This window comes from Planomonospora parontospora (assembly GCA_014647935.1).
Taxonomy (GTDB): Bacteria; Actinomycetota; Actinomycetes; order Streptosporangiales; family Streptosporangiaceae; genus Planomonospora; species Planomonospora parontospora.
In genome coordinates, this window is record BMQD01000003.1 from 1 (window position 1) to 24643 (window position 24643).

23 protein-coding genes, 1 tRNA gene and 1 pseudogene are annotated in these 24643 nt (G+C 71.6%); 15 read left to right on the forward strand and 10 right to left on the reverse strand.

Annotation, left to right across the window (positions count from 1 at the left end; translation table 11 throughout):
- Positions 1-290: 290 nt before the first annotated feature.
- The 4 genes from IEZ07_RS05315 to IEZ07_RS05325 all read right to left on the reverse strand — a co-directional run bounded on the left by IEZ07_RS05315 (position 291) and on the right by IEZ07_RS05325 (position 5098).
- Complete coding sequence (locus IEZ07_RS05315; protein WP_191893774.1) at positions 291-1352, reverse strand: 2-oxoacid:ferredoxin oxidoreductase subunit beta; 1062 nt, start codon at positions 1350-1352, stop codon at positions 291-293.
- Complete coding sequence (locus IEZ07_RS05320; RefSeq protein WP_068896237.1) at positions 1345-3201, reverse strand: 2-oxoacid:acceptor oxidoreductase subunit alpha; 1857 nt, start codon at positions 3199-3201, stop codon at positions 1345-1347. The genes IEZ07_RS05315 and IEZ07_RS05320 overlap by 8 nt, the downstream gene beginning before the upstream one ends.
- A gap of 205 nt (positions 3202-3406) precedes the next feature.
- Positions 3407-3496 carry a putative leader peptide gene (locus IEZ07_RS36250; RefSeq protein ID WP_369690506.1) on the reverse strand — a complete coding sequence of 30 codons (90 nt, stop codon included), beginning with the start codon at positions 3494-3496 and terminating at the stop codon, positions 3407-3409.
- Between the two features lie 69 nt (positions 3497-3565).
- Positions 3566-5098, reverse strand: coding sequence for a polysaccharide deacetylase family protein (locus IEZ07_RS05325; protein ID WP_191893775.1), 1533 nt, complete (start codon positions 5096-5098; stop codon positions 3566-3568).
- A 170-nt stretch (positions 5099-5268) separates the two neighbouring features.
- On the opposite strand from IEZ07_RS05325, the gene IEZ07_RS05330 reads away from it, so the two are divergent.
- Genes IEZ07_RS05330 through nuoH form a run of 4 tightly spaced genes read left to right on the forward strand, consistent with a single transcriptional unit; the run spans position 5269 to position 7724 of the window.
- Positions 5269-5640, forward strand: a complete 372-nt coding sequence (locus tag IEZ07_RS05330) for an NADH-quinone oxidoreductase subunit A (RefSeq protein ID WP_191893776.1) — start codon at positions 5269-5271, stop codon at positions 5638-5640.
- A 22-nt stretch (positions 5641-5662) separates the two neighbouring features.
- On the forward strand, positions 5663-6190 hold the full coding sequence (locus IEZ07_RS05335; protein ID WP_068896243.1) for an NADH-quinone oxidoreductase subunit B: 528 nt from the start codon (positions 5663-5665) through the stop codon (positions 6188-6190).
- Positions 6187-6768 (forward strand): NADH-quinone oxidoreductase subunit C, encoded by a 582-nt coding sequence (locus IEZ07_RS05340; RefSeq protein ID WP_191893777.1) that lies wholly within the window; start codon positions 6187-6189, stop codon positions 6766-6768. The genes IEZ07_RS05335 and IEZ07_RS05340 overlap by 4 nt, the downstream gene beginning before the upstream one ends.
- Positions 6768-7724 carry an NADH-quinone oxidoreductase subunit NuoH gene (gene nuoH, locus IEZ07_RS05345; protein ID WP_191893778.1) on the forward strand — a complete coding sequence of 319 codons (957 nt, stop codon included), beginning with the start codon at positions 6768-6770 and terminating at the stop codon, positions 7722-7724. Before IEZ07_RS05340 ends, nuoH begins: the two co-directional genes overlap by 1 nt.
- Positions 7725-7834: 110 nt before the next feature.
- Here nuoH and IEZ07_RS05350 read toward each other — a convergent pair whose 3' ends face one another.
- Positions 7835-9262 (reverse strand): serine/threonine-protein kinase, encoded by a 1428-nt coding sequence (locus tag IEZ07_RS05350; RefSeq protein WP_191893779.1) that lies wholly within the window; start codon positions 9260-9262, stop codon positions 7835-7837.
- Positions 9263-9506: 244 nt separating this feature from the next.
- On the opposite strand from IEZ07_RS05350, the gene IEZ07_RS05355 reads away from it, so the two are divergent.
- The 7 genes and pseudogenes from IEZ07_RS05355 to htpX all read left to right on the forward strand — a co-directional run bounded on the left by IEZ07_RS05355 (position 9507) and on the right by htpX (position 18272).
- Positions 9507-10604, forward strand: coding sequence for a 4Fe-4S binding protein (locus IEZ07_RS05355; RefSeq protein WP_191893780.1), 1098 nt, complete (start codon positions 9507-9509; stop codon positions 10602-10604).
- Positions 10601-11140 (forward strand): NADH-quinone oxidoreductase subunit J family protein, encoded by a 540-nt coding sequence (locus IEZ07_RS05360; RefSeq protein WP_068896251.1) that lies wholly within the window; start codon positions 10601-10603, stop codon positions 11138-11140. Before IEZ07_RS05355 ends, IEZ07_RS05360 begins: the two co-directional genes overlap by 4 nt.
- Position 11141: 1 nt before the next feature.
- A pseudogene (gene nuoK / locus IEZ07_RS05365) lies at positions 11142-11423 on the forward strand (NADH-quinone oxidoreductase subunit NuoK); the annotation flags it as partial.
- A gap of 212 nt (positions 11424-11635) precedes the next feature.
- Entirely contained in the window at positions 11636-13597 is a 1962-nt protein-coding gene (locus IEZ07_RS05370) for an NADH-quinone oxidoreductase subunit 5 family protein (RefSeq protein WP_191893781.1), read from the forward strand.
- A gap of 163 nt (positions 13598-13760) precedes the next feature.
- Entirely contained in the window at positions 13761-15533 is a 1773-nt protein-coding gene (locus IEZ07_RS05375; RefSeq protein ID WP_191893782.1) for a complex I subunit 4 family protein, read from the forward strand.
- Positions 15530-17323 (forward strand): NADH-quinone oxidoreductase subunit N, encoded by a 1794-nt coding sequence (locus IEZ07_RS05380; RefSeq protein ID WP_191893783.1) that lies wholly within the window; start codon positions 15530-15532, stop codon positions 17321-17323. Before IEZ07_RS05375 ends, IEZ07_RS05380 begins: the two co-directional genes overlap by 4 nt.
- Positions 17324-17420: 97 nt before the next feature.
- Entirely contained in the window at positions 17421-18272 is an 852-nt protein-coding gene (htpX, locus tag IEZ07_RS05385; protein ID WP_191893784.1) for a zinc metalloprotease HtpX, read from the forward strand.
- Between the two features lie 91 nt (positions 18273-18363).
- Here the strand turns inward: htpX and IEZ07_RS05390 are convergent, their stop codons facing one another.
- Both IEZ07_RS05390 and IEZ07_RS05395 read right to left on the reverse strand, forming a co-directional pair.
- Positions 18364-18939: a pyridoxamine 5'-phosphate oxidase family protein gene (locus IEZ07_RS05390; RefSeq protein ID WP_191893785.1), complete on the reverse strand. Its 576-nt coding sequence runs from the start codon at positions 18937-18939 to the stop codon at positions 18364-18366.
- A 20-nt stretch (positions 18940-18959) separates the two neighbouring features.
- Positions 18960-20018 (reverse strand): TolB-like translocation protein, encoded by a 1059-nt coding sequence (locus tag IEZ07_RS05395; protein ID WP_191893786.1) that lies wholly within the window; start codon positions 20016-20018, stop codon positions 18960-18962.
- A gap of 242 nt (positions 20019-20260) precedes the next feature.
- Here IEZ07_RS05395 and IEZ07_RS05400 point away from each other — a divergent pair, with 242 nt between their 5' ends.
- Together IEZ07_RS05400 and IEZ07_RS05405 are read left to right on the forward strand one after the other, a co-directional pair.
- Positions 20261-21481, forward strand: coding sequence for a YncE family protein (locus IEZ07_RS05400; RefSeq protein ID WP_191893787.1), 1221 nt, complete (start codon positions 20261-20263; stop codon positions 21479-21481).
- A gap of 41 nt (positions 21482-21522) precedes the next feature.
- Positions 21523-22035 carry an HflX-like GTP-binding protein gene (locus IEZ07_RS05405; RefSeq protein WP_239319628.1) on the forward strand — a complete coding sequence of 171 codons (513 nt, stop codon included), beginning with the start codon at positions 21523-21525 and terminating at the stop codon, positions 22033-22035.
- Here the strand turns inward: IEZ07_RS05405 and IEZ07_RS05410 are convergent.
- Positions 22010-22279, reverse strand: coding sequence for a hypothetical protein (locus IEZ07_RS05410; protein ID WP_191893788.1), 270 nt, complete (start codon positions 22277-22279; stop codon positions 22010-22012). The two genes, IEZ07_RS05405 and IEZ07_RS05410, sit on opposite strands and share 26 nt — an antisense overlap.
- Positions 22280-22436: 157 nt before the next feature.
- A complete protein-coding gene (locus IEZ07_RS05415) occupies positions 22437-22847 on the reverse strand; it encodes a nuclear transport factor 2 family protein (RefSeq protein WP_191893789.1) in 411 nt (136 codons plus the stop codon).
- 43 nt (positions 22848-22890) lie between these two features.
- On the opposite strand from IEZ07_RS05415, the gene IEZ07_RS05420 reads away from it, so the two are divergent.
- Positions 22891-23436, forward strand: a complete 546-nt coding sequence (locus IEZ07_RS05420) for an SbtR family transcriptional regulator (RefSeq protein ID WP_191893790.1) — start codon at positions 22891-22893, stop codon at positions 23434-23436.
- 230 nt (positions 23437-23666) lie between these two features.
- Here IEZ07_RS05420 and IEZ07_RS05425 read toward each other — a convergent pair whose 3' ends face one another.
- Positions 23667-24161: a YajQ family cyclic di-GMP-binding protein gene (locus IEZ07_RS05425; protein ID WP_191893791.1), complete on the reverse strand. Its 495-nt coding sequence runs from the start codon at positions 24159-24161 to the stop codon at positions 23667-23669.
- Positions 24162-24504: 343 nt separating this feature from the next.
- On the opposite strand from IEZ07_RS05425, the gene IEZ07_RS05430 reads away from it, so the two are divergent.
- A tRNA-Tyr gene (locus tag IEZ07_RS05430) sits at positions 24505-24589 on the forward strand.
- Positions 24590-24643 lie beyond the last annotated feature (54 nt).

The following is a 24643-nucleotide window of genomic DNA, read 5'->3' on the forward strand; positions in this document are numbered from 1 at the left end:
CGTTCCACCCAGGCCGGCACCGGCAGCGGCCGGATCACCAGCCTGCTGACCGACGGCGGCGCGCAGGTCCCGGCCGGCGTCCGGGACGGGGTCACGGTCACGGCGGACTCGGCGAGCGTGCGGGCCACCATGTGGAGCCTGGTGCTGGCGCCCGCTGAGTGACGCGCCGCACGCCCGGCGCGGCCGGGCATGCGGCCGGACGAGAGAAGAGGGCCCTGCGCGGAGTCTCCGCGCAGGGCCCTCTCGGTTCAGGTGCGTAACGGCGCCTCGGTCCCGCGCCGTACGGCGCGCTATCCGATGCGCCAGGTGTCCCCCGACAGGAGCAGGTCGTCCAGGCCGCCGGGACCGCGCTGCGCGACGGCCTCCTCCAGCTGCGTGGACATCAGCTCGTCGTAGGAGGGGCGGTCGACACTGCGGAAGACGCCGATCGGGACGTGCTCGAAGGCAGGCTCGTCCAGCCGGGAGAGCGCGAAGGCCAGCGACGGGTCGGCGCGGTGGGCGTCGTGGACGAGGATCTCGCTCTCGGCCACCTCCGCCCGGGGCACGACCTCGATGCCGCCGTCGGCCGCCCGCCGTACGGCCTTGGAGGCGCTGGCGATGGGCTGCCCGTGCTCCAGGCGCAGCGTGATGTCGTCGCGCTGCTCCGGGTCCTTCAGCTGGTCGAAGGCGCCGTCGTTGAAGATGTTGCAGTTCTGGTAGATCTCCACCAGCGAGGTGCCCTTGTGCTCGGCGGCCTCGCGCAGCACCGACTGCAGGTGCTTGCGGTCGGAGTCGATGGTCCTGGCCACGAAGGAGGCCTCGGCGCCGATCGCCAGCGAGATCGGGTTGAACGGCTTGTCCAGCGAGCCCATCGGGGTGGACTTCGTGATCTTGCCGACCTCGGAGGTCGGGGAGTACTGGCCCTTGGTCAGACCGTAGATCCTGTTGTTGAACAGCAGGATGTTGAGGTTGACGTTGCGGCGCAGCGCGTGGATCAGGTGGTTGCCGCCGATGGAGAGCGAGTCGCCGTCACCGGTGATCACCCAGACGCTCAGGTCGGGCCGGGAGGCGGCCAGACCGGTGGCGATCGCGGGCGCGCGGCCGTGGATCGAGTGGAACCCGTAGGTGTTCATGTAGTACGGGAACCGGGAGGAGCAGCCGATGCCCGAGACGAACACCATGTTCTCGCGCTTGAGGCCGAGCTCCGGGACGAAGGACTGGACGGCGGCCAGGATGGCGTAGTCGCCGCAGCCCGGGCACCACCGGACCTCCTGGTCGGACTTGTACTCCTTCATGGACTGCTTGGCGTCGGACTTGGGGACCAGCGCCAGGCCCCTGCCGTTGAGGCCGGGGCCGCTCAGAAGCTCACTCACTGTCGATCACATCCTGGATCACGTCGGCCAGCTCCTCGGCCTTGAACGGGAGCCCCCGCACGCGGTTGTAGCTGATGATGTCGACCAGGAAGCGGGCGCGGAGCAGCATCGCGAGCTGGCCGAGGTTGATCTCCGGGAGCAGCACCTTGTCGTAGGACTTCAGCACCTCGCCGGTGTTGGCGGGCAGCGGGCTGAGGTGCCGCAGGTGCGCCTGCGCCACCTTCCCCCCGGACTTGCGGATGCGCCGTACGGCCGCGGCGATCGGGCCGTAGGTGGAGCCCCAGCCCAGCACCAGCACCCGTGTCCCGCCGTCGGGACCGTGGGGGTCGTCCACCTCCAGCGGCGGGATGTCCTTGGCGATCCCGTCGATCTTGGCCTGCCGGATCCGGACCATGCGGTCGTGGTTGTCGGGGTCGTAGGAGATGTTGCCGGTGCGGTCGGCCTTCTCGATGCCGCCGATCCGGTGCTCCAGGCCCGCGGTGCCCGGGACGGCCCACGGCCGGGCGAGGGTCTCGGGGTCGCGCAGGTAGGGCAGGAACTCCTCGCCCTCGGCCGGCGCGGCGGCGAACGCGGTGGAGATGTCCGGCAGGTCGGCCGCGGCCGGCACCCGCCACGGCTCCGAGCCGTTGGCGAGGTAGCCGTCGGAGAGCAGCATGACCGGCGTGCGGTACTTCACCGCGAGGCGGGCGGCCTCGACGGCCGCGTCGAAGCAGTCGCTCGGCGACATCGGCGCGACGACCGGCAGCGGCGACTCGCCGTTGCGGCCGTACATCGCCATCAGCAGGTCGGTCTGCTCGGTCTTGGTCGGCATGCCGGTCGACGGGCCCGAGCGCTGCACGTCCACCACGATCAGCGGCAGCTCGGTCATGACGGCCAGGCCGACCGTCTCGGCCTTCAGCGCCACGCCCGGACCGGAGGTCGTGGTGACGCCCAGCGCGCCGCCGAAGGCCGCGCCGAGCGCCGCGCCGACGCCCGCGATCTCGTCCTCGGCCTGGAAGGTGCGGATGCCGAAGTGCTTGTGCCGGGAGAGCTCGTGCAGGATGTCGCTGGCCGGCGTGATCGGGTAGGACCCGAGGAAGAGCGGGAGCCCCGACCGCACGGAGGCGGCGATCAGGCCGTAGGCGAGCGCCTGGTTTCCGGAGATGTTGCGGTAGACGCCGGGGGCCAGCGGGGCCGGCTTGACCTCGTAGGAGACCGAGAAGGACTCGGTGGTCTCGCCGTAGTTCCAGCCCGCCTGGAAGGCCGCGATGTTGGCCTTGGCGATCTCGGGCTTCTTGGCGAACTTGTTCTCCAGGAACGAGATCGTCGCCTCGGTCGGCCGGTGGTAGAGCCAGCTGAGCAGGCCCAGGGCGAACATGTTCTTGGAGCGCTCGGCGTCCTTCTTCGACAGGTCGAAGCCCTCCAGGGCCTTGACCGTCAGCGAGGTCAGCGGCACCGGGTGGACGCGCCACTCGGCGAGCGAGTCGTCCTCCAGCGGGCTGGCGGCGTAGCCCACCTTCTGCAGGTTGCGCTTGGTGAACTCGTCGGTGTTGGCGATGATGTCGGCCCCGCGCGGCAGGTCGCCGAGGTTGGCCTTGAGCGCCGCCGGGTTCATCGCGACCAGGACGTTCGGCGCGTCACCCGGGGTGAGGATGTCGTGGTCGGCGAAGTGCAGCTGGAAGCTCGAAACGCCGGGCAGGGTCCCTGCGGGGGCGCGGATCTCGGCGGGGAAGTTGGGGAGCGTCGACAGGTCGTTGCCGAACTCCGCCGTGCCCGCGGTGAAGCGATCACCCGTCAGCTGCATGCCGTCGCCGGAGTCGCCGGCGAAGCGGATGATCACGCGGTCGAGTTGCTGAACCTGCTTGGTCACAGCTCAGTCCTCCTCGACGCGAAGGGCGCCGTTGCTGTTGCCACCATGTTTACTTCCATGCTAGATCCCTCGGGGGTCACGCGTAGTCTTTCGCGTTCCGCACGGCGTGGGAGTGTGACGCATGTCGCAGTCCCCGGCGTGCCGCGGTGGTGGAGCGTGGGGGGCTCGGGCGTCGCGCCCGCGGCTCGGGGGGAGGCCGCGCGGATCACGATCGCGAACGGTCGTCCCGACACAGCCCGGCGGCGAGCCGGCACAGGTCAACGTGCAGGCGGCCGAAGAGGACAGTAGGGGTCACGATCGCCAACTATATGTCCTTCCCGGGCGGGGTCCCCATCTCTTCCGGCTATGGGGTCATAGCCGCCGGCTATGACCGTGCGGAGGCGGCCGGGGCGGCTGGAGTAGGCGGGGCGGTCGGGGCGGCCGGGCCGGAGCGGTACGTCTGGCCCGGGCGCATCCCCGCGGAGCCGAACAGCTCGGGCACGGTGACGAAGGCGTAGCCCTCCGCCGAGAGCCGCCGCAGGATCTCGGGGACCGCCTCGACGGCCGGGCGGTGGACGTCGTGCATCAGCACGATCGACCCCGGCCGCACTCCGGCGGCGACCCGGCGCGCGACGGCCCGCGGGTCGCGGTCGCGCGCGTCCAGCGCGTCGACGTCCCAGCCGACCACCGCCAGGCCCAGCCCGCGCGCGGCCTCGGCGACCCCGGCGCCGGCCGAGCCGTACGGCGGGCGCACCAGGGTGGGGGCCTGGCCGATCGCCTGGCCGATCGCCTCCTGGGCCCGGGTCAGCTGGTGGGCGGCCCTGCCCGGGGGCAGCGAGGCGAGGTCGCGGTGGGACCAGGTGTGGTTGGCCACCAGGTGCCCCTCCCGGCTCATCCGGCCGAGCAGGTCGGGGCGGGCGACCGCGTTCGAGCCGGTGACGAAGAAGGTGGCCCTGGCGCCGCGGGCGGCCAGGGCGTCCAGCAGCTCGCCGGTGGCCGGGCCGGGCCCGTCGTCGAAGGTCAGCGCGACGCACCTGACCGCCGCGCAGTCCACCGTGCCCGCCCGGGTGCTCCGCGCCGGGGGCTTGCCGGCGGCCGCCGCCTTGATGGACGCCTTGATGGACTCGGCGGTGAGCGTCGAGACCGGCAGCCGCCCGGCGCGCACGGCCGCGGCCCGGGCCCGCAGGCCGGTGGGGGAGAGCAGGCCCTCGGTCCTGCCCGCCGGCACGGCGACCGCCACCCGGCCGAGCGAACCGGCGGCCACCTGGTAGTCGTCGAACTCCACGACGAGGTCGCCGTGCCGGTTGAAGCCGACGGAGTCGAAGAGCCGCGCGTCCGCCCGGACGGCCGAGGCGTCCACGCCGGGCCCCCGGCCGGCCAGCTCCGTCCTGACCAGGCCGGCCAGCGAGGCCAGCGCGGGACCGCCGGAGAGCAGGCCGGCGGAGTCCACGGCCCGCCTCTCCACCCGGTCGTACCAGACGGTGGTCCTGGACTCGCGCCAGCCGGACTGGGTGAGCTCGCCGACGCCCAGCCGCACCCCGACGACCTGCTCGGTCGCGGCGGGCAGCAGCCAGTCCACGTTGAGCTCGGGGCGGGCGCTCCCATCCCGGCCGACCGGGCGGACGGCGGTCGCGGTGAACCGGTCGAGCCGCTCGGTCACCACGGCGCGGAGCCGTTCGGTGAGGCCGGGCGCGTCGGCCAGGACCGGGTAGACGATGTGCACGCTGCGTTCACCGGAGTCACCGTCGGTGATGGTGGCCGTGGTCAGGCCCTCGACCCGGGAGGGGTCCGCGTACTCGACGAGCGTGGGCTCAGAGGGGATCAGGCCGTCCGCCGCGAGGGAGGTCGCGGTGGAGCCGCAGCCGATCATGGCTACTGTGAGTAGCGCCACCCCGCCGACGAATCGCATTCTGTGCATGGATGTCACCGTAGGGCGGGAATGGCGTCGTTTACCTTTTCTTGGTACGACCGGTAAGCAGGCTTTGGCTGATTCAGGTTTAACCGCTCCACTCGGTGACGATGCATGTCGGATCCGTTAGCGGCCGGGACCCGCGACCTCCCTGGGACGGGTCCCCGAGAGGAGGTCCGTTGGACGGCTACTTCGGTTCCTACGCGGTGGTCTTCGCGCTGCTCGCGATCGGGGTGGCGATCTTCGCCGGCGGGCTCCTGGCCAACCGGCTGCTCCGCCCGCACCGGCCGACGGCCGAGAAGCTGACCACCTACGAGTGCGGCGTCGACCCCGTCGGCGGGGACTGGGCCCAGTCCCAGGTGCGCTACTACGTCTTCACCTACCTGTACGTGGTCTTCGCGGTGGACGCGGTCTTCCTCTTCCCCTGGGCGACGGTCTTCGCCGCACCCGGCTTCGGCATGACCACGCTGGTGGAGATGCTGGTCTTCCTCGGCTTCATCGCGCTCGGCATCCTGTACGCCTGGCGCAAGAGGGTGCTCGCCTGGACGTGACCCGCGGGAGGAGAATGGACCCATGGCGGATCTCCCGATGCCCACCGTACGGCCGGCGGTGGGGCCGGTCTCGCGACTGGCCCCCAAGCCCATGCGCTTCGTCCTCAACTGGGGGAGGCGCTACTCGCTCTGGGCGTTCAACTTCGGTCTCGCCTGCTGCGCGATCGAGTTCATCGCCACCTCGATGAGCCGGCACGACTTCATCAGGTTCGGGGTGATCCCGTTCGCCAACGGCCCCCGGCAGGCCGACCTGATGATCGTCTCCGGCACCGTCACCGACAAGATGGCCCCGGCCGTCAAGCGGCTGTACGAACAGATGCCCGACCCCAAGTACGTCATCTCCTTCGGCGCCTGCTCCAACACCGGCGGCCCCTACTGGGACTCCTACTGCGTGACCAAGGGCGTCGACCAGATCATCCCGGTGGACGTCTACGTCCCCGGCTGCCCGCCCCGGCCGGAGGCGCTGCTGCACGGCATCATGAAGCTCCAGGAGAAGATCGCCGCCGAGCACCTGGGCGACCGCTACGCCCCCGAGGGCGGGCGCGGGTGAGCGGGCGGGCGGACCTCTCCGCGATCGAGGAGCGGTACGGCTCCCGCGTCCGGGTATCGGAGTCGTTCGGCGAGACCACGGCGGACGTCGAGCCCGGCGACTGGACCGGCCTGCTGGAGGCGGCCCGCGACGGAGGCCACGTGTTCCTCGACTGGCTGACCGGCGTCGACGAGCCGCCGGAGGGCTTCGCGGTCGTCGCCTGCGTCTACGACCCGGACGCCCGCTCGCGCCTGCTGCTGCGCACCCGGGTGCCGCGCGAGGACCCCCGGCTGCCCACCGCGACCGGTGTGTTCCGGGGCGCGAACTGGCACGAGCGCGAGACCTTCGAGATGTTCGGCGTGGTCTTCGAGGGACACCCGAACCTCGTCCCGCTGCTGCTGCCGGACGGCTTCGAGGGCTTCCCGCTGCGCAAGGACTTCGTGCTGGCCTCGCGGGTCGCCAAGGCCTGGCCGGGGGCGAAGGAACCGGGCGAGTCCGATCACGGCTCCCCGAGCCGCCGCAAGACCCTCCCGCCCGGCGTGCCCGCGGACTGGGCGCGCGACGGCGGGGCCGAGGGGCGTTCCGAGACGGAGGCGTGATGCTCAGCGAGGTGCTCGACGCCGTCGTCCGGCTGGTCGCGATCGTCGCGGTCTTCCTCGTGCTCCCGCTGGTCGCCGGGCAGATGGAGCACAAGGTCATGGCGCACATGCAGGCCCGGCTCGGGCCGATGTACGCCGGGGGCTTCCACGGCTGGGCCCAGCTGATCGCCGACGGGGTGAAGTTCCTGCAGAAGGAGGACGTGATCCCGGCCGCCGCCGACCGCCGGGTCTTCGCCGTGGCCCCGGCCGTGGCGCTGGTGCCGTACCTCGTGGTGATGGTCGTGATCCCGGTCGGGCCCGGTCTGGTCGGGGTGGACCTGGACGCCGGGCTGTTCTTCGTGCTGGCCGTGATGGGGATCGGCGTGCTCGGCTCGATCATGGCCGGCTGGTCGTCGGGGAACAAGTACTCCCTGATGGGCGGGATGCGCTCGGCCGCGCAGCTGATGTCCTACGAGCTGCCGCTGGTGCTGGCCGCGTCCAGCGTCGCGATGGCGGCGGGCACGCTCTCCCTGCCGGGCATCGTGGAGGCCTGGCAGTGGTGGTGGCTGCCCTGGCAGGCGGTCGGCGGCGTGGTGTTCTTCGTCGCGGGACTCGCCGAGCTGCGCCGCCCGCCGTTCGACATGCCGATCGCCGAGTCGGAGATCATCATGGGCCCGATGACGGAGTACACCGGCATCCGGTTCGCCCTGTTCATGCTGGCCGAGTACGCCGGGATCATCGTGCTCTCGGCGCTCACGAGCGTGCTCTTCCTGGGCGGCTGGCACGGCCCGCTGCTGCCCGGCCCGGTGTGGATGCTGCTGAAGGTGTTCGCCCTGGTGTTCGTGGTGATCTGGGTCCGGGTGAGCTACCCCCGGCTGCGCGAGGACCAGCTGCAGCGGCTCGCCTGGACCGGCCTGGTGCCGCTGGCGCTGGTCCAGCTCCTGCTCACCGGGGTCGTCAGGGTCGCGGCCGGATGACCGCCCCGCCCGTCGGGGTACGGCTGGAGCCGGGGGACCACGCCGTCGTCGGGGTCGCGGCCGGGTGACCGCCCCGCCCGGGGACCGCGGGCGGGGCGGTCGCTGCACGGTCACTGCACGATGCGCAGCATGATGTCGGCGGCGGTGGGCCGGTTGGCGGGGTTCTTCTCCAGGCAGGCGGTGGCCAGCGGGCGCAGGGAGGCGGGCAGGACCGACAGGTCCGGCTGGTGGTTGATCACCCGGTTGAGGATCGCGGGGATGGTGTCCGAGCCGAAGGCGGTGCGGCCGGAGGCGGCGTAGATCATCGTGGACGCCCAGCTGAAGACGTCGGTCTCCGGGCCGACGTGCCCGCCGGCGAGCTGCTCGGGGGACATGTAGGCGGGGGTGCCCATGACGCTGGAGGTCACCGTGACCTGGTCGAGGGCGCGGGCGATACCGAAGTCGATCACTCGGGGGCCGTCGGCGCCGATCAGCACGTTGGCCGGCTTGAAGTCCCGGTGCACCACGCCCGCCTTGTGGATCGCGGCCAGCGCGCCCGCGGTGGCCAGGGCGAGCCGGGTCAGCCCGTCCTCGCCGCGCGGCCCCTGGTCGCGGACGAGCTGCTCCAGCGACATCCCGTCCACGTACTCGCTGACGACGTAGGCCTGGTCGTCGTTGATGTTCACGTCCAGCACCCGGGCGGTGGAGAAGGTCGCCACCCGGCGCGTCGCCTCCACCTCCCGCAGGAACCGGTCCCGGGCCGCCTGGTTGCCGGTGAACCGCTCGTGCAGGACCTTGATCGCCACCTTCTGCCCCTGCGGGCTGAGCGCGAGGTGGACCGTCCCCTGCCCGCCCCGGCCCAGGGTGTCGATCACCCGGTACGGCCCGATCCACTCGGCGGACCGGTCGGACCGCGCGAAGGTCCTGTTCACGTTCGCGTCCGAGGACTGCGGGCTGTACAGCGTGTGCTGCGCGTGCCGCGGACCGGGCGGCGGGACCGGCGTGTACGGCCCGGGGCCGGGGCCGTGGTGGAGCGGCGGCGCGGTGTGCTGCGGGTAGGCGGGCCGGTCGTACGGCGGGGCCACGGTGGGCGCGGTGTGCTGCGGGTGGGCGGGCCGGTCGTACGGCGGGGCCACTGGGGCCGCTGGGCCCACGGTGCGCGGGTGCGGCGCGGGGGCGGCCGGGGGGTGGTAGGGCGCCCCGGAGAAGGAGGGCCGCTCCCGGAAGACCGAGCCGCGGATGATCAGCGCGTGGCCGAGCCCGCCGAACCACGAGCCGAACAGGCCGACCATCATCAGGGCGTCCAGCCAGACGGGGATCAGATCGGAGTCCCCGTAGATCCCCGCTCCGATGACGAACACCGCGATCCCGAGGGCGTAGACCGCGGTGGCGAGGACGAGCGGGGCGCTCCGGAGCCGCCGGGCGGCGTGCCCCATGATGAACGGGGTGCCGATGCCGCAGGTGAACAGGGGTACCAGCGCCCACACCACGCTCAATCCGGTGGTGGACGGGGCGGGTTTCTGCGACGGGTGCCAGGCGGAGCCGTACTGCTGGGACATGGCCGGAACAATACGTACATCCGGGGGCGCTCGCAGTCCCTCTCCCGGTTGATCTCCCTCAGGACCCGATAACTCGAACACACAGTCTGTGGACAACGGCTGTGGATAACCGGTGGGAGTTGTGGACGAGGTCTTCCGCGGACTTCCGCAGACTTCCGCGGTCTTCCGTGTCTTTCGCGGTCTTCTGCGTCTTCTGCGGGGCCGTCGCATTCCCGCGGGACCCTCGGTGCGTCATGATGTCCAAGTGGCGCGAATACCGGGAGTAGGACTGGTGAAGGGGCTGTCCGTCACCCTCCGGCACATGCTGAGCCGGTCGGTGACACAGCAGTACCCCGAGGTCAGGCCGGATCTGCCGGCGCGGAGCCGGGGGGTGATCGCGCTCGTCGAGGAGAACTGCACGGTGTGCATGCTCTGCGCGCGCGAGTGCCCCGACTGGTGCATCTACATCGACTCCCACAAGGAGACCCTGCCCGCGCCCGAGGGCGGGCGCCCGCGCGCCCGCAACGTGCTCGACCGCTTCGCCATCGACTTCTCCCTCTGCATGTACTGCGGGATCTGCATCGAGGTCTGCCCCTTCGACGCGCTGTTCTGGTCCCCGGAGTTCGAGTACGCCGACGGCGACATCCGCAACCTCGTCCACGAGCGGGACCGGCTGGCCGCCTGGGTGCAGACCGTCCCCCCGCCCCCCGCCCACGAGCCCAACGCCGACCCGCCCAAGGAGCTCGCGGCGGCCTCCCGCCCGCCCCGCCCCGCCCGTCCCGCGGCCCCGGCCCGGTCCGCCGCGACCGCCCGGCCCCGGCCTCCAGCCGAGTCCTCCGCGGCCGGTCCGGCGGAGGCCGATTCGGGGCGGGCGGACGAGGGTTCCGGGCGAGCGGACGAGGGTTCCGGGCGAGCGGACGAGAAGGCGGAGCGACCGGGGGCGCCCGCACGGCCCGAGCGGTCCGCGCGGCCGCAGCCCGCGGGGCGACCGGAGGAGCCCGGTGCGTCGGAGGGACCCCCGGAACCGGGAGCACGGGAGCGACGGACCCCCGGAGCGCAGGAGCAGTCAGGAAGGGCTGCCGGGCCGGAGCGGCCGGTCCGCAGGACGTCGGCCGGGCATGCCAGCGTCCGGGCGATCAGACCGCCGGGGGCGCTCCCGAAGAAGGACGTTCCGCCGAGCGGTCCGTCCGCAGGAGGTTCGTCCACAGGCGGCCCGCCCGGGGAGCGGCCGCCGGGAGGTTCGTCCACAGGCGGGCCGTCCGGCGGCGATCCGTCCACAGGCGGGAGCGGCGGGCCTCCGGCGAAGGGCGGATCGGGGGATGCTTCCACCACGGACCCGGGCGGCGGTGAGGAGGAGTCATGACCGAAGCGGTGCCGTCCTACCTGTCGCCGACCGGGCAGGAGATCGTCTTCCTCCTCCTGGGGGTGCTGGCCGTCGGTTCGGCGCTGCTGGTCGTGACCACCCGGCAGCTCGTCCACGCCGCGCTCTGGCTGGTCGTCTGCTTCGGCGCGCTCGCCGGGTGCTACCTGGTCCTGACGGCCGAGTTCGTGGCGTGGGTCCAGGTGCTGATCTACGTCGGGGCCGTCGTCGTCCTGCTCCTGTTCGGCATCATGCTCACCCGCGCCCCGATCGGGAGGGCCGCCGACCTCGACAGCGGCAACCGGGTCGCCGCCGCGGTCGTCGCCCTCGCGACGGCCGCAGTCCTGGTCACCGTGGTCGTCGACGGCTTCCATGCGGCCTACGCCCCCCTGGAGCCGGGCCGCGGCTCGGCGGGCGAGCTCGGTTCCAGCATCTTCCGCACCTGGGTGCTCCCCTTCGAAGCGCTCTCGGTCCTGCTGCTGGCCGCCCTGATCGGCGCCATCGTCATCTCCCGCACCGACATCCGCGGGAGGGAGTGACGTGCACGTCGTCTACCCGGCGGTCGTCTCGGCGCTGCTGTTCTCCATCGGCGTGTACGGCGTGCTCGCCCGCCGCAACACCATCCTCGTCCTGATGTCCGTCGAGCTCATGCTCAACGCGGTCAACCTCAACCTGGTCGCCTTCGACGTCTGGCTGCGCGACCGGCTCCACGGCGGCCAGGTCCTCACGCTCTTCGTCATCGTGATCGCCGCCGCCGAGGTCGGCCTCGGCCTCGCCATCATCCTCGCGCTCTACCGCAACCGCCGGACCGTCGACCTCGACCGCCTGCGCGCCCTGGCCGAACCCGGCGCCTCCGGCCCGGGCGATGCCTCCGGCCCGGACGACGACTCCGGGGACGGTCCCGCGCCCGACACCTCCTCGGCCGGGGCGCCCCGCCCCGGGTCCCTCGCCTCCGGCACCTCTCCCGTCACCGTCCCCGGCGCCGATGCCGGCGCGCCGGGCCGCGACGGCACGACTCCCGGGACGGTGACGCCGTGATCGCCCTCGCCGCGCTCGCCGTCGCACTGCCGTTCCTGTCCGCGGCCGTGGCGCTGCTGGGGTCGCGCTGGCCGGGACACGCCCGGGGCGGACCCGCCGACACGGCCGCGAACCGCCGGGCCGCCTGGATCGCCGTCGTCCCCACCGCCGCCTCCACCGCCCTCGCGGCCTGGCTGGCCTACACCCACTGGACGCGGTTCGGCCACGAGGGGGGAGCGCCGTTCCCCTTCGCGGACGCATCCGACGTCCCCTCCGTCACCGGGACGCTCACCGTCGTGGACACGGGATCGGTGCCGATCTCACTCGGCCTCCAGCTGGACGGCCTGTCCACGGCCATCGCGGTCCTGGTCACCGTCGTCGCGCTCGCCGTGCAGGTCTACTCGATCGGCTATCTGCGCGGCGACCGCCGCTACCCGTCCTACAGCGCGTTCATCAGCCTGTTCACCGCCGCGATGCTGCTGGTCGTCTACGCCGCCGACCTCCTCGTCCTCTACGTCGGCTGGGAGGTCATGGGCCTCTGCTCCTACCTGCTGATCGGCCACTGGTGGGAGGACCGCGCCAACTCCCGGGCGGCGGTCAAGGCGTTCCTGGTCACCCGCATAGGCGACGTCGGCTTCCTGTTCGGCGTCTTCGTGCTCGGCACGGCCGCCGGCAGTTTCAGGATCGACGACATCCTCGCCGCGGCCACGAACATCTCACCCGTCGGCGCGACGGCCGCAGGAACGTCGATGCCCGTCAGCACGCTGACCGTCGCGACGCTACTGATCCTCGCCGGGGTGGCGGGCAAGAGCGCCCAGGCCCCGCTGCACACCTGGCTTCCCGACGCGATGGCCGGTCCCACCCCCATCAGCGCGCTCATCCACGCGGCCACCATGGTCGCCGCCGGGATCTTCGTCGTCGTCCGGCTCCACACGCTCTTCGTCCTCGCGGACCTCACCCTGAACGTCCTCGCCGTCCTGGCCGCTCTCGGCATGCTCGGCGCCGCTCTCGCGGCCCTCGCCCAGGACGACCTCAAACGGGTCCTGGCCTACTCCACGATCAGCCAGCTCGCCTACATGGCGGCGGCGCTGGCCGCGGGCTCCGACGGCGCCGCGGTCTTCCACCTGATCACCCACGGCGCCTTCAAGGCCCTGCTCTTTCTCTGCGCCGGAGCGGTCATCCACGCGGTCGGCTCCAACCTGATGAGCGCGATGGGGGGCCTGCGCCGGGAGCTGCCCGTCACCTTCGCGGCGATGACGATCGGTTTCGCCGCCCTGATGGGCCTCCCGCCGACCAGCGGGTTCTTCAGCAAGGACGAGATCCTGATCGCGGTCGAGCGGGCCGTCTCACCCGGGCCGCTCACGGACGCCGCCGCCCTGCTGCTGTACGGCAGCGCCCTGGCCACGGTCGCGGTGACCGGCGCCTACGCCACCCGCGCCTGGCTGCGCACCTTCTTCGGCGAGCGTCCCGCGGTCGCCCTTCCGGAACCGGCCCCCGGCACGGCCCACGTGATCGACGTCCACGAGGCTCCGGCCACCATGCGCCGGCCGATCCTGGTGCTCGCGGTGCCCGCCCTGCTGCTGGGCTTCGCCGGTGCCGCCGGCGTGCACTGGGGCACCGCCGCGCTGAGCGTCGCGGTGGCGCTGCTGGGCGCCGGAGCGGTCTACGCGATGTGGCGGAGCGACCCGCGGAGCGACCCCGCCCGCATGCTCGGTCCCTTCCGACTCCTCTGCGAGCGGGCCTTCTACGTCGACTCCGCCTACCGGACGCTGTTCGTCGCCCCGGTCCTCGCCCTCGCCGGGCTGGTCGTCCGCACCGACGACCGGGCGGTGGACGGCGCTGTGCGCGGTTCCGGCCGGGCGGCTCTGGGGCTGTCCGGCCTGATGCGGTCGGCGCAGAACGGCAACCTGCAGCTCTACCTGACGGGCCTGCTCGCGGGCGTGCTGCTCATCGCGGTCGGGGCGGTGGTGTTCGGATGAGTTCCCTCCTGTCACGGGACACGGGCACGGCGGGCCGGCTCCTGATCCCTCGGGTGCGGCTGCTCCGGGTCCCCCGGGTGCGGCCGCCCCTGACCTCCCGGGCGGGGCTGTTCCCGATCCACCGGGTGTGGCCGCTCCCGATCCGCCGGGAGGTGACGTGCCGATGAACTGGTTGCCGATCGCGCTTCTCGCGGTGCCGCTCGCCGGGTCCGCCGTGCTGCTGGCGCCGCTCCCGGTGGACGCGCCGGCCAGGGGACGGCTGCTGAGACTGCACGGGCTGGCCGTCTCCGGGATCACGTTCCTGCTGGCGGTGGTGCTGGCGGCGGGGTTCGACCACGCAGATCCCGCACGGGTGCAGTTCACGACGGACCTCGCCTGGATCCCCGGGCTGGACCTCCGGTTCCACCTCGGCGTCGACGGGATCTCGCTCCCGCTGGTCGTGCTGACCACGCTGCTGACCTTCCTCTGCTTCGTCTACCTGTGCTGGGGCCGCTCCGACGGCCCCGGGCAGCTGCTGCGGCCCCGGCCGGGCGGCAACCGCCCCCGGGCCCTGGTGTTCACCCTGCTGGTCCTCGAAGTCGGCATGATCGGCACGTTCCTCGCGCTCGACCTGCTGCTCTTCTTCGTCTTCTTCGAGATCGTCCTCATCCCGATGTACTTCGTGATCGCCGTCTGGGGCGGCCGGGCCCGGCGCGCGGCGGCGACCAAGTTCATCCTCTACACGCTGCTCGGCTCGGTCGCGCTCCTGGTCGGCCTGCTGCTCGTCTGGGCGCAGACCGGCACCCTGGACATGGTCGCCCTCGGGGGGGCGCAGGGCACCGGGATGTCCCGGGCCGTGCAGATCATCGCCTTCCTGGCGATCGGCATCGGGCTGGCGGTCAAGACCCCGATGTGGCCGCTGCACACCTGGCTGCCGGACGCCCACACCGAGGCGCCCACGGTCGGTTCCGTGCTGCTCGCCGGCGTGCTGCTCAAGATGGGCACCTACGGCTTCGCCCGCATCGCGATCCCGGTCCTGCCCGACGGGGCCGCCGCCGTCGCCCCCTGGCTCGGCGCCCTCGCGGTGGTCGGCATCGTCTACGGCTCGCTCGCGTGCCTGGCCCAGCGCGACCTCAAGCGGATGATCGCCTACTCCTCGATCGGCCACATGGGCTTCGTGCTGCTCGGCTTCGCCACGCTCACCCCGGTCGGGGTCAACGCCGCGCTGTTCGGCAACATCGCACACGGTTTGATCACCGGTCTGCTGTTCTTCGTCGCCGGGGCCGTCAAGGAGCGGTACGGCACCGCCGACATGCCGACGCTCGGCGGAGGCATGCTGGTACGGCTGCCGCACCTCGGGTCCGTGCTGACCTTCGCCTGCGTCGCCTCCCTCGGGCTGCCCGGCCTGGCCGGCTTCTGGGGGGAGATGCTCGCCCTCCTCGGCGCCTTCGACCCCGCCCCAGGCCTGTCCCGCCCGCTCTTCCTGACCTTCATGGCCGTCGGTGGCCTCGGCACCGTGCTGACCGCCGCCTACTTCCTGGTCATGCTCTCCCGCGTCACACACGGCCGCCCCACCGAGACCGTCCACGCCCCGCTGCTCGCCGGCGTGAAAGCCGGCGTCAGCCCCGGTGACACCGCGGCGGAAGCCGTTGCCGGCCCCGGTGACACCGCGGCGGAAGCCGTTACCCGCCCCGGTGAAGCCGTGCCGGAAAGCGCCGGCAGGGTGAGCGCCGACGCCGTGGACACCGGAACGGCGAGCGTGCGCACCGGCGGAAGGGCCGGACCTGGAGGCGGAGGGACCGGACCTGGAGGCGGGGGAGGACTCCGGGACGTCAGGGCCTACGAGGTGGCCGCGTGGGCGCCCCTGGTCGGACTGATCCTGCTGTTCGGCCTCTGGCCGAAGGCACTGCTGCTCATCACCGACCCGGTGGTCCGAACCTTCGTGGGGGCCCCGTGATCCAGTCGATCGACCTCTACGCGATCGCGCCGCCGCTGATCCTCGCGGTGGCCGCCGGTCTCGTGCTGCTCCTGGACGCCTTCCTGCCCCGCAGACCGTACTCCCGGCCGCTGCTGGGCGGGGTGACGCTGGCCGGGGTGTTTGGAGCACTGGGCGCGGTCGTGGCGCAGGCTCTGCGCACCGGTGCCCCGCTGCGGACCTTCTGCGTGCCCGAAGGCATGGCGGGGCCCTCACGGCCCGGTCTCATCCCCTCCGGGGCGATGGGCGGCGGACCTCCGGCGGGAGACCTGCCCGCCATCGCGGCGGGTCCCTCGTGCTCGTTCGTGGTGGACGGCTTCACGCTCGTCTTCGCGGGGCTCGCGCTGGCGGCCGGGATCGTGGTGGTGCTGCTGTCGATGGCGGAGATCTCTTCCGGAGCCGACGTCCCCGCCGGGGAGTGGCACTTCCTGCTGCTCTGCGTGCTGACCGGCGCGGTGGTCCTGCCCGCGGCCCGCGACCTGATCACGCTGGTGGTGGCCCTGGAGCTGGTGTCCCTGCCGGTCTTCGCGCTCACCGCGCTGAGACGCTACGACGGCCGCGCCTCGGAGGCGGCGGTCAAGCTCTTCCTCGTCTCGGTGGTCTCCACGGCGGTGATGCTCTTCGGCGTCTCCCTGCTCTACGGTGTGACCGGGACCGTTCACCTCGACCGGCTGGCGCAGGACCTGCGGCAGTACACACCGTGGTCCGGCGTGGATCCCGTTCCGCCGGCGGAGAGCCAGGCCTACGCCTCCTCGCTGCAGATCTCCCACGACCTGCCACCCGTGCTGACCGTGGCCATGGTGCTGGTCCTGGCGGGATTCGCCTTCAAGGTCGCGGCGGTGCCGTTCCACGCCTGGGCCGCGGACGTCTACCAGGGGGCGCCGGTCCCGGTCGCCGCGCTGCTCTCGGTGGTCTCCAAGGCCGCGGGGTTCGCGGGTCTGATCCTCATCCTGGTCGCGGCCCTGCCCGCCCAGGCGGCGCTCTGGGCTCCGATCATCGCGATCGTGGCGGCGCTGACCATGACCGCCGGAAACCTCCTGGCCCTCCGGCAGCGCCACGCGGTCCGCCTGCTCGCCTGGTCGTCGGTGGCCCAGTCCGGCTACATCCTCGCGCCCCTCGGCGTCCAGACCCGTGAGGCGGCGAACGCCTCGATCGCCTACCTGGTGTTCTACGCCGCGATGAACCTGGGAGCGTTCGCCGTGGTCATGCTCGTGTCGAGGCGGGACGGGCAGGAGGGGATCGACGGCTACCGGGGGCTGGCCTTCCGCAGTCCCGCGGCAGGCCTGTCGCTGGTGTTCTTCCTGATCTGCCTGGCAGGTCTGCCGCCGGGGCTGGCCGGGCTGTTCGCCAAGATCGTGGTGTTCCGGGAGATCGTCGGCGGTGGCGGGGCGTGGCTGGTCGCCGTGATGGCGGTCAACACCGTGATCGGTCTCTACTACTACGCCACCTGGGCCGCCCGGATCCTCACCCCGGTTCCGGTTCCGGTTCCGGTCCCGGTCCGGGTTCCGGCCCCGGCCTCGGCACGCGCACCGGCCGCCGGCGGGACCGCCGATAACGTCACCGGGGGCGTCGTCGCCGAGGATGCCGCCGCCGGGGCACCGGGTGCGACCCGCGCGGCGTCCGGTGCGGCTCGCGGAGGACCCGGCTCAGCCGCCGGATGGCTGCCCGTGGGCGTGGCGATCGCCCTGTCCGGCATCGCCGCGGTGGCCTTCTCGGCGGCTCCGCAGGCGGTGCTCGACCTGGTGCCGGGGTTCCTGATCGCCTCGCGCTGAGCGTCCCGGGGAACGCTGGGCCGGGCCGGAGACGTTGTCACTGCAGAACCAGCGTCAACGTCACTGCAGGAACCAGCATCGACCGGGAGGAGACGTCGTGCGGCACAACGGCCTGCGCACCGCGATCCTTCTGGGTGCGCTGTCCGCGGTGATCATCGCGGTGGGGGCGTGGCTGGGAGGCGGCGTCGGCGTGCAGATCGCGCTCGTGATCGCCCTGCTGGGCAACGGCGTCTCCTACTTCCTCTCCGACCGGATCGCCCTGTCCGCGATGCGCGCCCGGCCGGTGGGCGAGGTCGAGCAGCCGCTCCTCTACCGGATCGTGCGCGAGCTCTCCACCGAGGCCCGCCAGCCCATGCCGAGGCTCTACGTCTCCCCGACCATGCAGCCCAACGCCTTCGCCACCGGACGCAACCCGCGCAACGCCGCGGTCTGCGTGACCTATGGCATCACGCAGCTCCTCGACGAGCGCGAGCTGCGCGGGGTCATCGGCCACGAGCTGTCGCACGTCTACAACCGGGACATCCTGATCTCCTCGGTGGCCGGAGCGCTCGCCACGATGATCACTTATCTCGGCTACGTCGGCATGTTCTTCGGTGGCGGGGACGACGACGAGGGACCGGGCTTCCTCGGTGTGCTGCTGATGATGGTGCTCGGCCCGGTGGCGGCCGGCATGATCCAGATGGCGATCTCCCGCTCCCGGGAGTACCAGGCGGACGAGTCGGGCGCCCGGCTGACCGGTGACCCGCTGGCTCTCGCCTCGGCGCTGCGGAAGATCGAGATGGGCGCGAGGCGGCTCCCGCTCCCGGAGAACGGCCGCCTCGCCTCGACCTCGCACCTCATGATCGCCAATCCCTTCCGGGGCGCGGGGATCGGCCGGATGTTCTCCACCCATCCGCCCACCGCCGAGCGGGTCGCCCGCCTGGAGCGCATGGCGGGCTACCGCCGCTGAGCGCCGTACCGGGAGTCCGCGAGCGCCTGTACCGGGAGTCGGCTGAGGCGGCCCCGTAGCGGGGCCGATACCGGGACCCGTACCGGCGGTCCTAGGAGTGCAGGACGGCGGGGTCGGTCTCCCCGGGCGAGAGGCCGGGGATGCCGTCGATGCTCTCGCGGTTGTTCCTGGCCCGGTAGGCGCGCTTGGCCTTGGAGTCCTTGCGCTGGGCCCATTCGTCCAGCAGCGTGCGGTCCTGGTCGTAGGACATGAAGGGGACGGAGAAGCCGCAGGAGTCGGCGATGCGGTCGCAGTCGACGACGATGATCGATCTCACCCCCGGGTGCGGGCCGAACCTCGCGAGCAGTTCGGGGAAGCCGGGGTCCTCCGGCACGACGACGCGGCCCGTGCCGTACAGGCGCACGATGTTGGGCGGGCCGGAGAAGGCGCAGAACATGATCGTGATGCGGCCGTTCTGGCGGAGGTGGGCGATGGTCTCCACGCCGCTGCCGTCGAGATCGAGGTAGGCCACCGTGGAGTCGTCGATGACGGTGAAGGTGTCGGAGTATCCCTTGGGGGAGACGTTGACGTGACCGCCCTGCTCAGGAGCGGTCGCGACGAAGTAGACCGGCTGCGCTCCGATGAACGCGCGCAGCCGGTCGTCGATCCTGTCGTGGATTTTCCCCATGAAAGGGAAGATAACCGAGCTCACTCGCCCGGCAACCACCACGTCCAGAGACCGGACTTGATCTTGAAGGAGTCCAGCCTGCGGGTGGCGCCGGTCGCCGCGCCGACCGTCCGCTGCACGGCGGAGGTGATGTCGCCCTCCGCGTCCCCGCGCGAGGTCCAGAGCGTCAGCGCCCCGGCCGGGTCCCAGAAGAGCCGCTGCGGGGTCTCTCTCTTGGGGATGCCGAGCGCGACCGCGTCGGAGACGGTGTCGGAGGCCAGGTCGTAGGTGCGCAGCCGCGAGGCGCCCGAGGCGCCGGTGACGATCAGCGCCACCGTGGTGGCGTCGTCGGCCAGGGCGACCGGCGAGTTGTTGGAGACGATCTGCGGGACCACCTGGCTCGCGGTCCTGCGCCCGCCGGTGTCGAAGACCGTGAACTCGGTGGTGTTGTCGTCGGTGAACCGGCTGGTGAGCAGGTGCCGGCCGTCCGGGCTGAAACCCAGCACGGTGCCGTCCGGCGGCAACTCGGTGACCCTGCCGCTCTCCACATCGGCGATCAGGGTGGGCAGTCTCGCGGCGGTGTCGAGGTAGTCGACCGCGACGATCGAGCCGTCGGGGGAGAGCGCGACGTCCACCTCGCTCATGTCCAGCCCTCTGGGCAGGGAGGCAGCCCTGCCCGGCAGGGGGCGGACCTTCCCGCGCGACACGTCCCGGACCACGAGCCGGTCGCCCCTGAAGTAGTTCACGACGCGGCCGTCACCGCTGACCGTGAAAAGGGCTCCGGCGCTCATGTCGCTCTTGCCGCCGGCGTACGCCGGGTGGACCCGGGCGTCGGGCAGCCGGATGGTCCTCCCGCTGCGCAGGCTCAGCGTCCATGCGCCGCAGGGGACCGCGACGTCCTTCTTCGTGCAGCTCTTCAGCCAGGCATACCGTACGGCGTCGGCGTCGGTGGAGGCCGTCGCGGCCGTCGAGGCCGGGGCGGAGCGGGTGGCGGAGGCGGCTCCCGTGTTCGCCTGCGCCGGGGCGGTGATCGTGGTCGTGGCCGCTGCGGCGGCGAGGGTGAGCGCGGCGAGCGCGCGTGAGGGGGAGATCGGGCCCATCGAGGACTCCTTTCGTCACCCGGATAGATGCGGCCGGGCCGCGAAAGGTTGTGTCACGAGTCGGCCACGGCGTCGGTTCTCCCGGCTCCGGGAAAGCGCGGGAACTCCTCAGGGGAGTCCGGCTTGTCGCGGGATGACAGCCCGACGGCCGGAGTTTGGCTCCGGGTGCCTAGGAAGTGTGATGCGCATCACACAGAATTGCCGATCATGTCGGGTGTCGGGGGCCGTCGAAAGGATCGGAGATGGTTCGTTCCCGCAGCGCTCTCCACAGGACTCTGCGCCGGCTGGCCGTATCACTGAGCGCCGCCGCCGTCACCCTCGCCGGCACGAACGCGGCCTGGGGCACGGCGCGCACCGAGCCGTTGCGGGACGTGCTGCTGGTCGGCAACGCCCAGGCGGGCACGGTCAGCTTCATCGACGGCCGTACCTTCCAGAACCTGGGCTCGCTCGACGCGATCCCCGACCTGGAGGAGCGGCTCGCGGCGATGAACCCGGTGGAGAGGGCGGGATACGAGGCGGTCAACGCCGCGCAGGGCTACCGGAAGTTCGTCGACGACATGGCGCTCTCGCCGGACGGCCGGACGCTCTACGTCTCCCGCGGCAACCTCGCCGACGTCGTCGCCTTCGACGTCAGGGCCCGCACGATCCTGTGGCGCCACAAGATCGAGGGGTTCAAGGCCGACCACGCCGCGCTCTCCCCGGACGGCACCCGGTTCGTCGTCTCCGCGCTGACCGCCGCCAAGGCGGTGGTCCTGGACACGGCCGACGGGCGGCCCGTCGCCTCCTTCCCGACCGGGACCTATCCGCACGGCAACGACTACTCTCCGGACGGGACGCTGCTGTACAACCAGAGCATCGGCGTCACCTCGCTGCCCAGGGCGATGAACCTGCTCAAGGGGGACAAGCGGGTGACGGTGGTCGACGCCCGGACGCACCGCGTCCTGCGGACCCACCGGTTCGCCTACGGCGTGCGGCCCTCGGTGTTCACCGCCGACAACAGGTACATGTACGCCCAGCTGTCCTACCTCAACGGGTTTATCGAGTACGACCTGAACGCCGGGAGGACCGTCCGCACGGTCACCATGCCGTTCAGCGACAGGGCCCGGGCCATGTCCCCGGACGCCTACCCGCAGAACTCCGCCCACCACGGCATGGCGCTCTCCGGGGACGAGCGGAAGCTCTGCATGGCGGGCACGATCGACGACTACGTGGCGATCGTCGACCGGCCCTCGCTGTCCGTGGCCGGATACCGGCACTACGCCGCCGACAGCCTGCCGTACTGGACCGCCACCAGCGTGGACGGCCAGCACTGCTTCGTCTCCCTCAGCAACCAGGACGTCGTCTCCGTGATCGACTACGCCACGGCCGAAGAGGTGGCCCGCATCCCGGTGGGGCGCTTCCCCCAGCGGGAGCGCCTCGGCGCGGCACCCCAGGACGTGCTGGACTCGCTCGCCACCGGCTGACGGCCGGTCGACCGATCAGGCGGGGCGGGCTTCTCAGCGTCTTGATCGGAGCCTCGATCCACGTTGATGCCTGGCCCGACAGGCTGAACATCGATCGTCTGCTCGGTAGCGTGCTGGTCGTGAAGCCGCATCGGCGTCTGCAACGGGACCGTCGTCCGCGGAAGACCCGGACTGCGGGAAGAACGCCGCCTCTCCCGCCCGTGGTCCTGGCCGGCAAGGACGCTCTTCTCGTCGGGTACTTCTCCGCCGAGCAGAAGCGGTACACCGTGCTCATGGACGAACTGGCCGCTGCGGTCGAGACTCTCGGCGCCCGGGTGGTGGGCCGCTCCGTGCAGCGCCGGGGCGTCTCCGACGGCGGCGTGAGGACGATGGACCGCCCCTACTCGTCCCGCACGCTGGTGAGCGGGGGCAAAGTGCGAGAGATCGCGTCGGCTTGCGAAAGGACCGGGGCGGAGGCGGTCGTCTTCCTCAACCCGTTGACGGACCATCAGCGCGAGGTGCTCTCGGAGACCTTCGGCTGCTCCGTGATCAGCGCTGTCGATCTGCCGGCATGACCGGTACCTGCTGCAGACCGGGCTGCTCGGCGCCACCCCGGACGCGTTCGAAGCTGCCGAGGTAGATCGCCGCGGCGTCGTCGGCCTCGGTGCGGGTCAGGTAGACGACCGGGACGTCGGGGGCTCGGGTGCCGTAGGCGTGCAGGTTGACCATGAGGTCATCGTCGACGCGGTGGATCGAGTTGTGGAGCACCGTGTGGTGTGGCCGGACCTCGATCCCGTCGGCACCTCGAAGCGGCCGCAAGAGTGTGAGGGCGTTTCGCATGCGGGCGGCCATGACGTCACCGCCGGAGAGCGCCGGTTCGCGCCGCGGTGACCGCCATCGTGGTGTAAGGCATCGTGAAGCCGCCTCCAATCGCGTCGACGGCGGCTCCGACGCGGTCGTCTGCGGGCGCCGGCGCTCAGGATGCCGCGGTCTGCAGCGCGGAGGCGACCGCGAGTGGATTCTGGTACTCCCGCCAGCGGGCGATCCGTCCCTCTCGGACGGTCAGCACGCCGACGAACGGGGCCGTGGCGGACACTCCCGTCGCGGTCATCGTCGCGGCCAGCTCGTACTCGACGACGATGGTGTGGGGGTCGGTGGTGTCGTGTACGGCCAGCGCACGGCAGTCGTCGAAGCGGAAGGGCAGGTCGGCGTGCCCGGCGCGGATGAAGGCCAGGACCGCGGCCCGGCCTTCGACCCGGCTGGGCCGTCCGGGTGCGGCGAACGGCATTTCCAGGACGACGTCCTCGGTGAGCGATTCGTCGTCGAAGACGGTCACGTTGGCGATCCAGTGCTCGCGCATGCGGTCGAAGACCTCGCGTGGGGTCATGCCTGCCTCCGGGATAAGGTGAGTGGCGACTCGACTTAAGATAATGAGTCGAGACTCATTTTCCAAGGGGGTCGGCGTGCGGGCGGACGCGCAGCGAAATCGGGAACGCATCCTCGATGCGGCCGAGGAGGTGTTCGCGCACCGCGGCACGTCGGCGTCCACCGAGGAGGTGGCTCGGCTGGCCGGCGTGGCGATCGGCACGGTCTTCCGGCACTTCCCGACCAAGGACGACCTGCTGGCGGCGATCCTGAAACGCCTGCTGGCGCGGCTGGCGGAGGAGGCGGCCGCGCTCGGCGGGGCGGACGGCCTGCACGTCTTCTTCCGCCGGCTGGTCGAGCAGGCGGCGGCCAAGCGCACGGTGGTCGACCTGGCCGGTGTCAGCGTTCCGGGGGCGGTGGGTCAGCTGGGCGAGGCGGTGGGCGAGCTGTTGCGCCAGGCGCAGGCCGCGGGCACGGTACGCGGTGATGTCGGCCGGCCCGAGGTGATGGCGCTGCTGGTGAGCGTCTGCCAAGGTGCCCTGCAGGGCGGCTGGGACATGGAGCTGCAGGAACGGACACTCGCCGTCATCTTCGCCGGCCTGGCCGCGTAGGCGTCGTCCGCCGGATCCGGGTGCCGGCTTCCGCAGGATGAGCAGGATTACGAGATCGAGGTCTTCCTGTAGTTCTGGGGAAGTTCTCGTGGCGCCGGACGACCGGGCTGCTTCGAGCGGGGAGCGGCCGGGGCTTGGGAGATCTCCGGCCCCGGCCGTGTGCCCTGGATGTGCCCTGATCAAGGGCGAGGATCACGAACCCCAGGTCAAAGCGTTGATCGCCCGCCTGGTTAACGGTAGTTCGTGAACTGGAGGGCGAGGTCCAAGTCCTTGCCCTTGAGGAGGGCGATGACCTCCTGGAGCTCGTCCCGCTTCTTGGAGCTCACCCGCAGTTCTTCACCCTGGATCTGCGCCTTGACACCCTTGGGGCCCTCGTCCCGGATGATCTTCGAGATCTTCTTGGCGTTCTCCTGGTCGATGCCCTCCTTGAGGGTGACCACGAGTCGGTAGTCCTTGCCGGACAACTTGGGCTCGCCCGCGTCAAGGATCTTGAGAGACAGGCCTCGCTTGATCAGCTTCTCCTTGAACACGTCAAGGACGGCGTTGGCGCGCTCCTCGCTGTTGGCCTTGATCTCGACGGCCTTCTGGCCGCCGGACCACGCGATGCTCGCGCCGGTGCCCTTGAAGTCGAACCGGTGCCCGATCTCCTTGACCGTCTGGTTCAGCGCGTTGTCGGCCTCCTGATGGTCGATCTTGCTGACGATGTCGAAACTGCTGTCGGCCATGCGTCGACTGTCCTCTCTAGCTCTCTCGACGACCCTAGCGCTTTGCCTGTCAGCCCATGATGAAGGTGATCGTCGACATCATGGTGCCCGTTCCGGCAGCGAGCCGGTCCGGGCGGTGGAGCGCGGGGGCAATGCGCGGGAAGGGGATCAGGGGCAGGTGGAGGAGGCCGCCCGGCACGGGTCCGCCGACCGGGTCCCGGGCCCGCGGACGCCGTGGTCGGACCGTGGGTGCGGGTCCGCGGACTCCGGCGCGACAGGCCGACGGCGGGAGCCGCCGCCGATGTCACGTCACGTCCGGAAGTCCGCTATTCTTCTTCATGTCGCCGCCTCGAGCGGATGATGCGGCAGGTTGCCCGAGTGGTCAAAGGGAGCGGTCTGTAAAACCGTCGGCTCAGCCTACGCAGGTTCAAGTCCTGCACCTGCCACCAGCCAAACTGGCAGCTCAGAGGCCCTCCGGGGCCTCTTTTGCTTTCCCGGGACAT

Bases quoted from the DNA above. Each gene is read 5' to 3' on its own strand.
- IEZ07_RS05325 (WP_191893775.1), bottom strand. From the start codon at position 5,098: ATGCACAGAATGCGATTCGTCGGCGGGGTGGCGCTACTCACAGTAGCC.
- IEZ07_RS05335 (WP_068896243.1), top strand. From the start codon at position 5,663: ATGGCGGATCTCCCGATGCCCACCGTACGGCCGGCGGTGGGGCCGGTC.
- nuoH (WP_191893778.1), top strand. From the start codon at position 6,768: ATGCTCAGCGAGGTGCTCGACGCCGTCGTCCGGCTGGTCGCGATCGTC.
- IEZ07_RS05350 (WP_191893779.1), bottom strand. From the start codon at position 9,262: ATGTCCCAGCAGTACGGCTCCGCCTGGCACCCGTCGCAGAAACCCGCC.
- IEZ07_RS05360 (WP_068896251.1), top strand. From the start codon at position 10,601: ATGACCGAAGCGGTGCCGTCCTACCTGTCGCCGACCGGGCAGGAGATC.
- IEZ07_RS05375 (WP_191893782.1), top strand. From the start codon at position 13,761: ATGAACTGGTTGCCGATCGCGCTTCTCGCGGTGCCGCTCGCCGGGTCC.
- IEZ07_RS05390 (WP_191893785.1), bottom strand. From the start codon at position 18,939: ATGGGGAAAATCCACGACAGGATCGACGACCGGCTGCGCGCGTTCATC.
- IEZ07_RS05395 (WP_191893786.1), bottom strand. From the start codon at position 20,018: ATGGGCCCGATCTCCCCCTCACGCGCGCTCGCCGCGCTCACCCTCGCC.
- IEZ07_RS05400 (WP_191893787.1), top strand. From the start codon at position 20,261: ATGGTTCGTTCCCGCAGCGCTCTCCACAGGACTCTGCGCCGGCTGGCC.
- IEZ07_RS05415 (WP_191893789.1), bottom strand. From the start codon at position 22,847: ATGACCCCACGCGAGGTCTTCGACCGCATGCGCGAGCACTGGATCGCC.
- IEZ07_RS05420 (WP_191893790.1), top strand. From the start codon at position 22,891: ATGAGTCGAGACTCATTTTCCAAGGGGGTCGGCGTGCGGGCGGACGCG.
- IEZ07_RS05425 (WP_191893791.1), bottom strand. From the start codon at position 24,161: ATGGCCGACAGCAGTTTCGACATCGTCAGCAAGATCGACCATCAGGAG.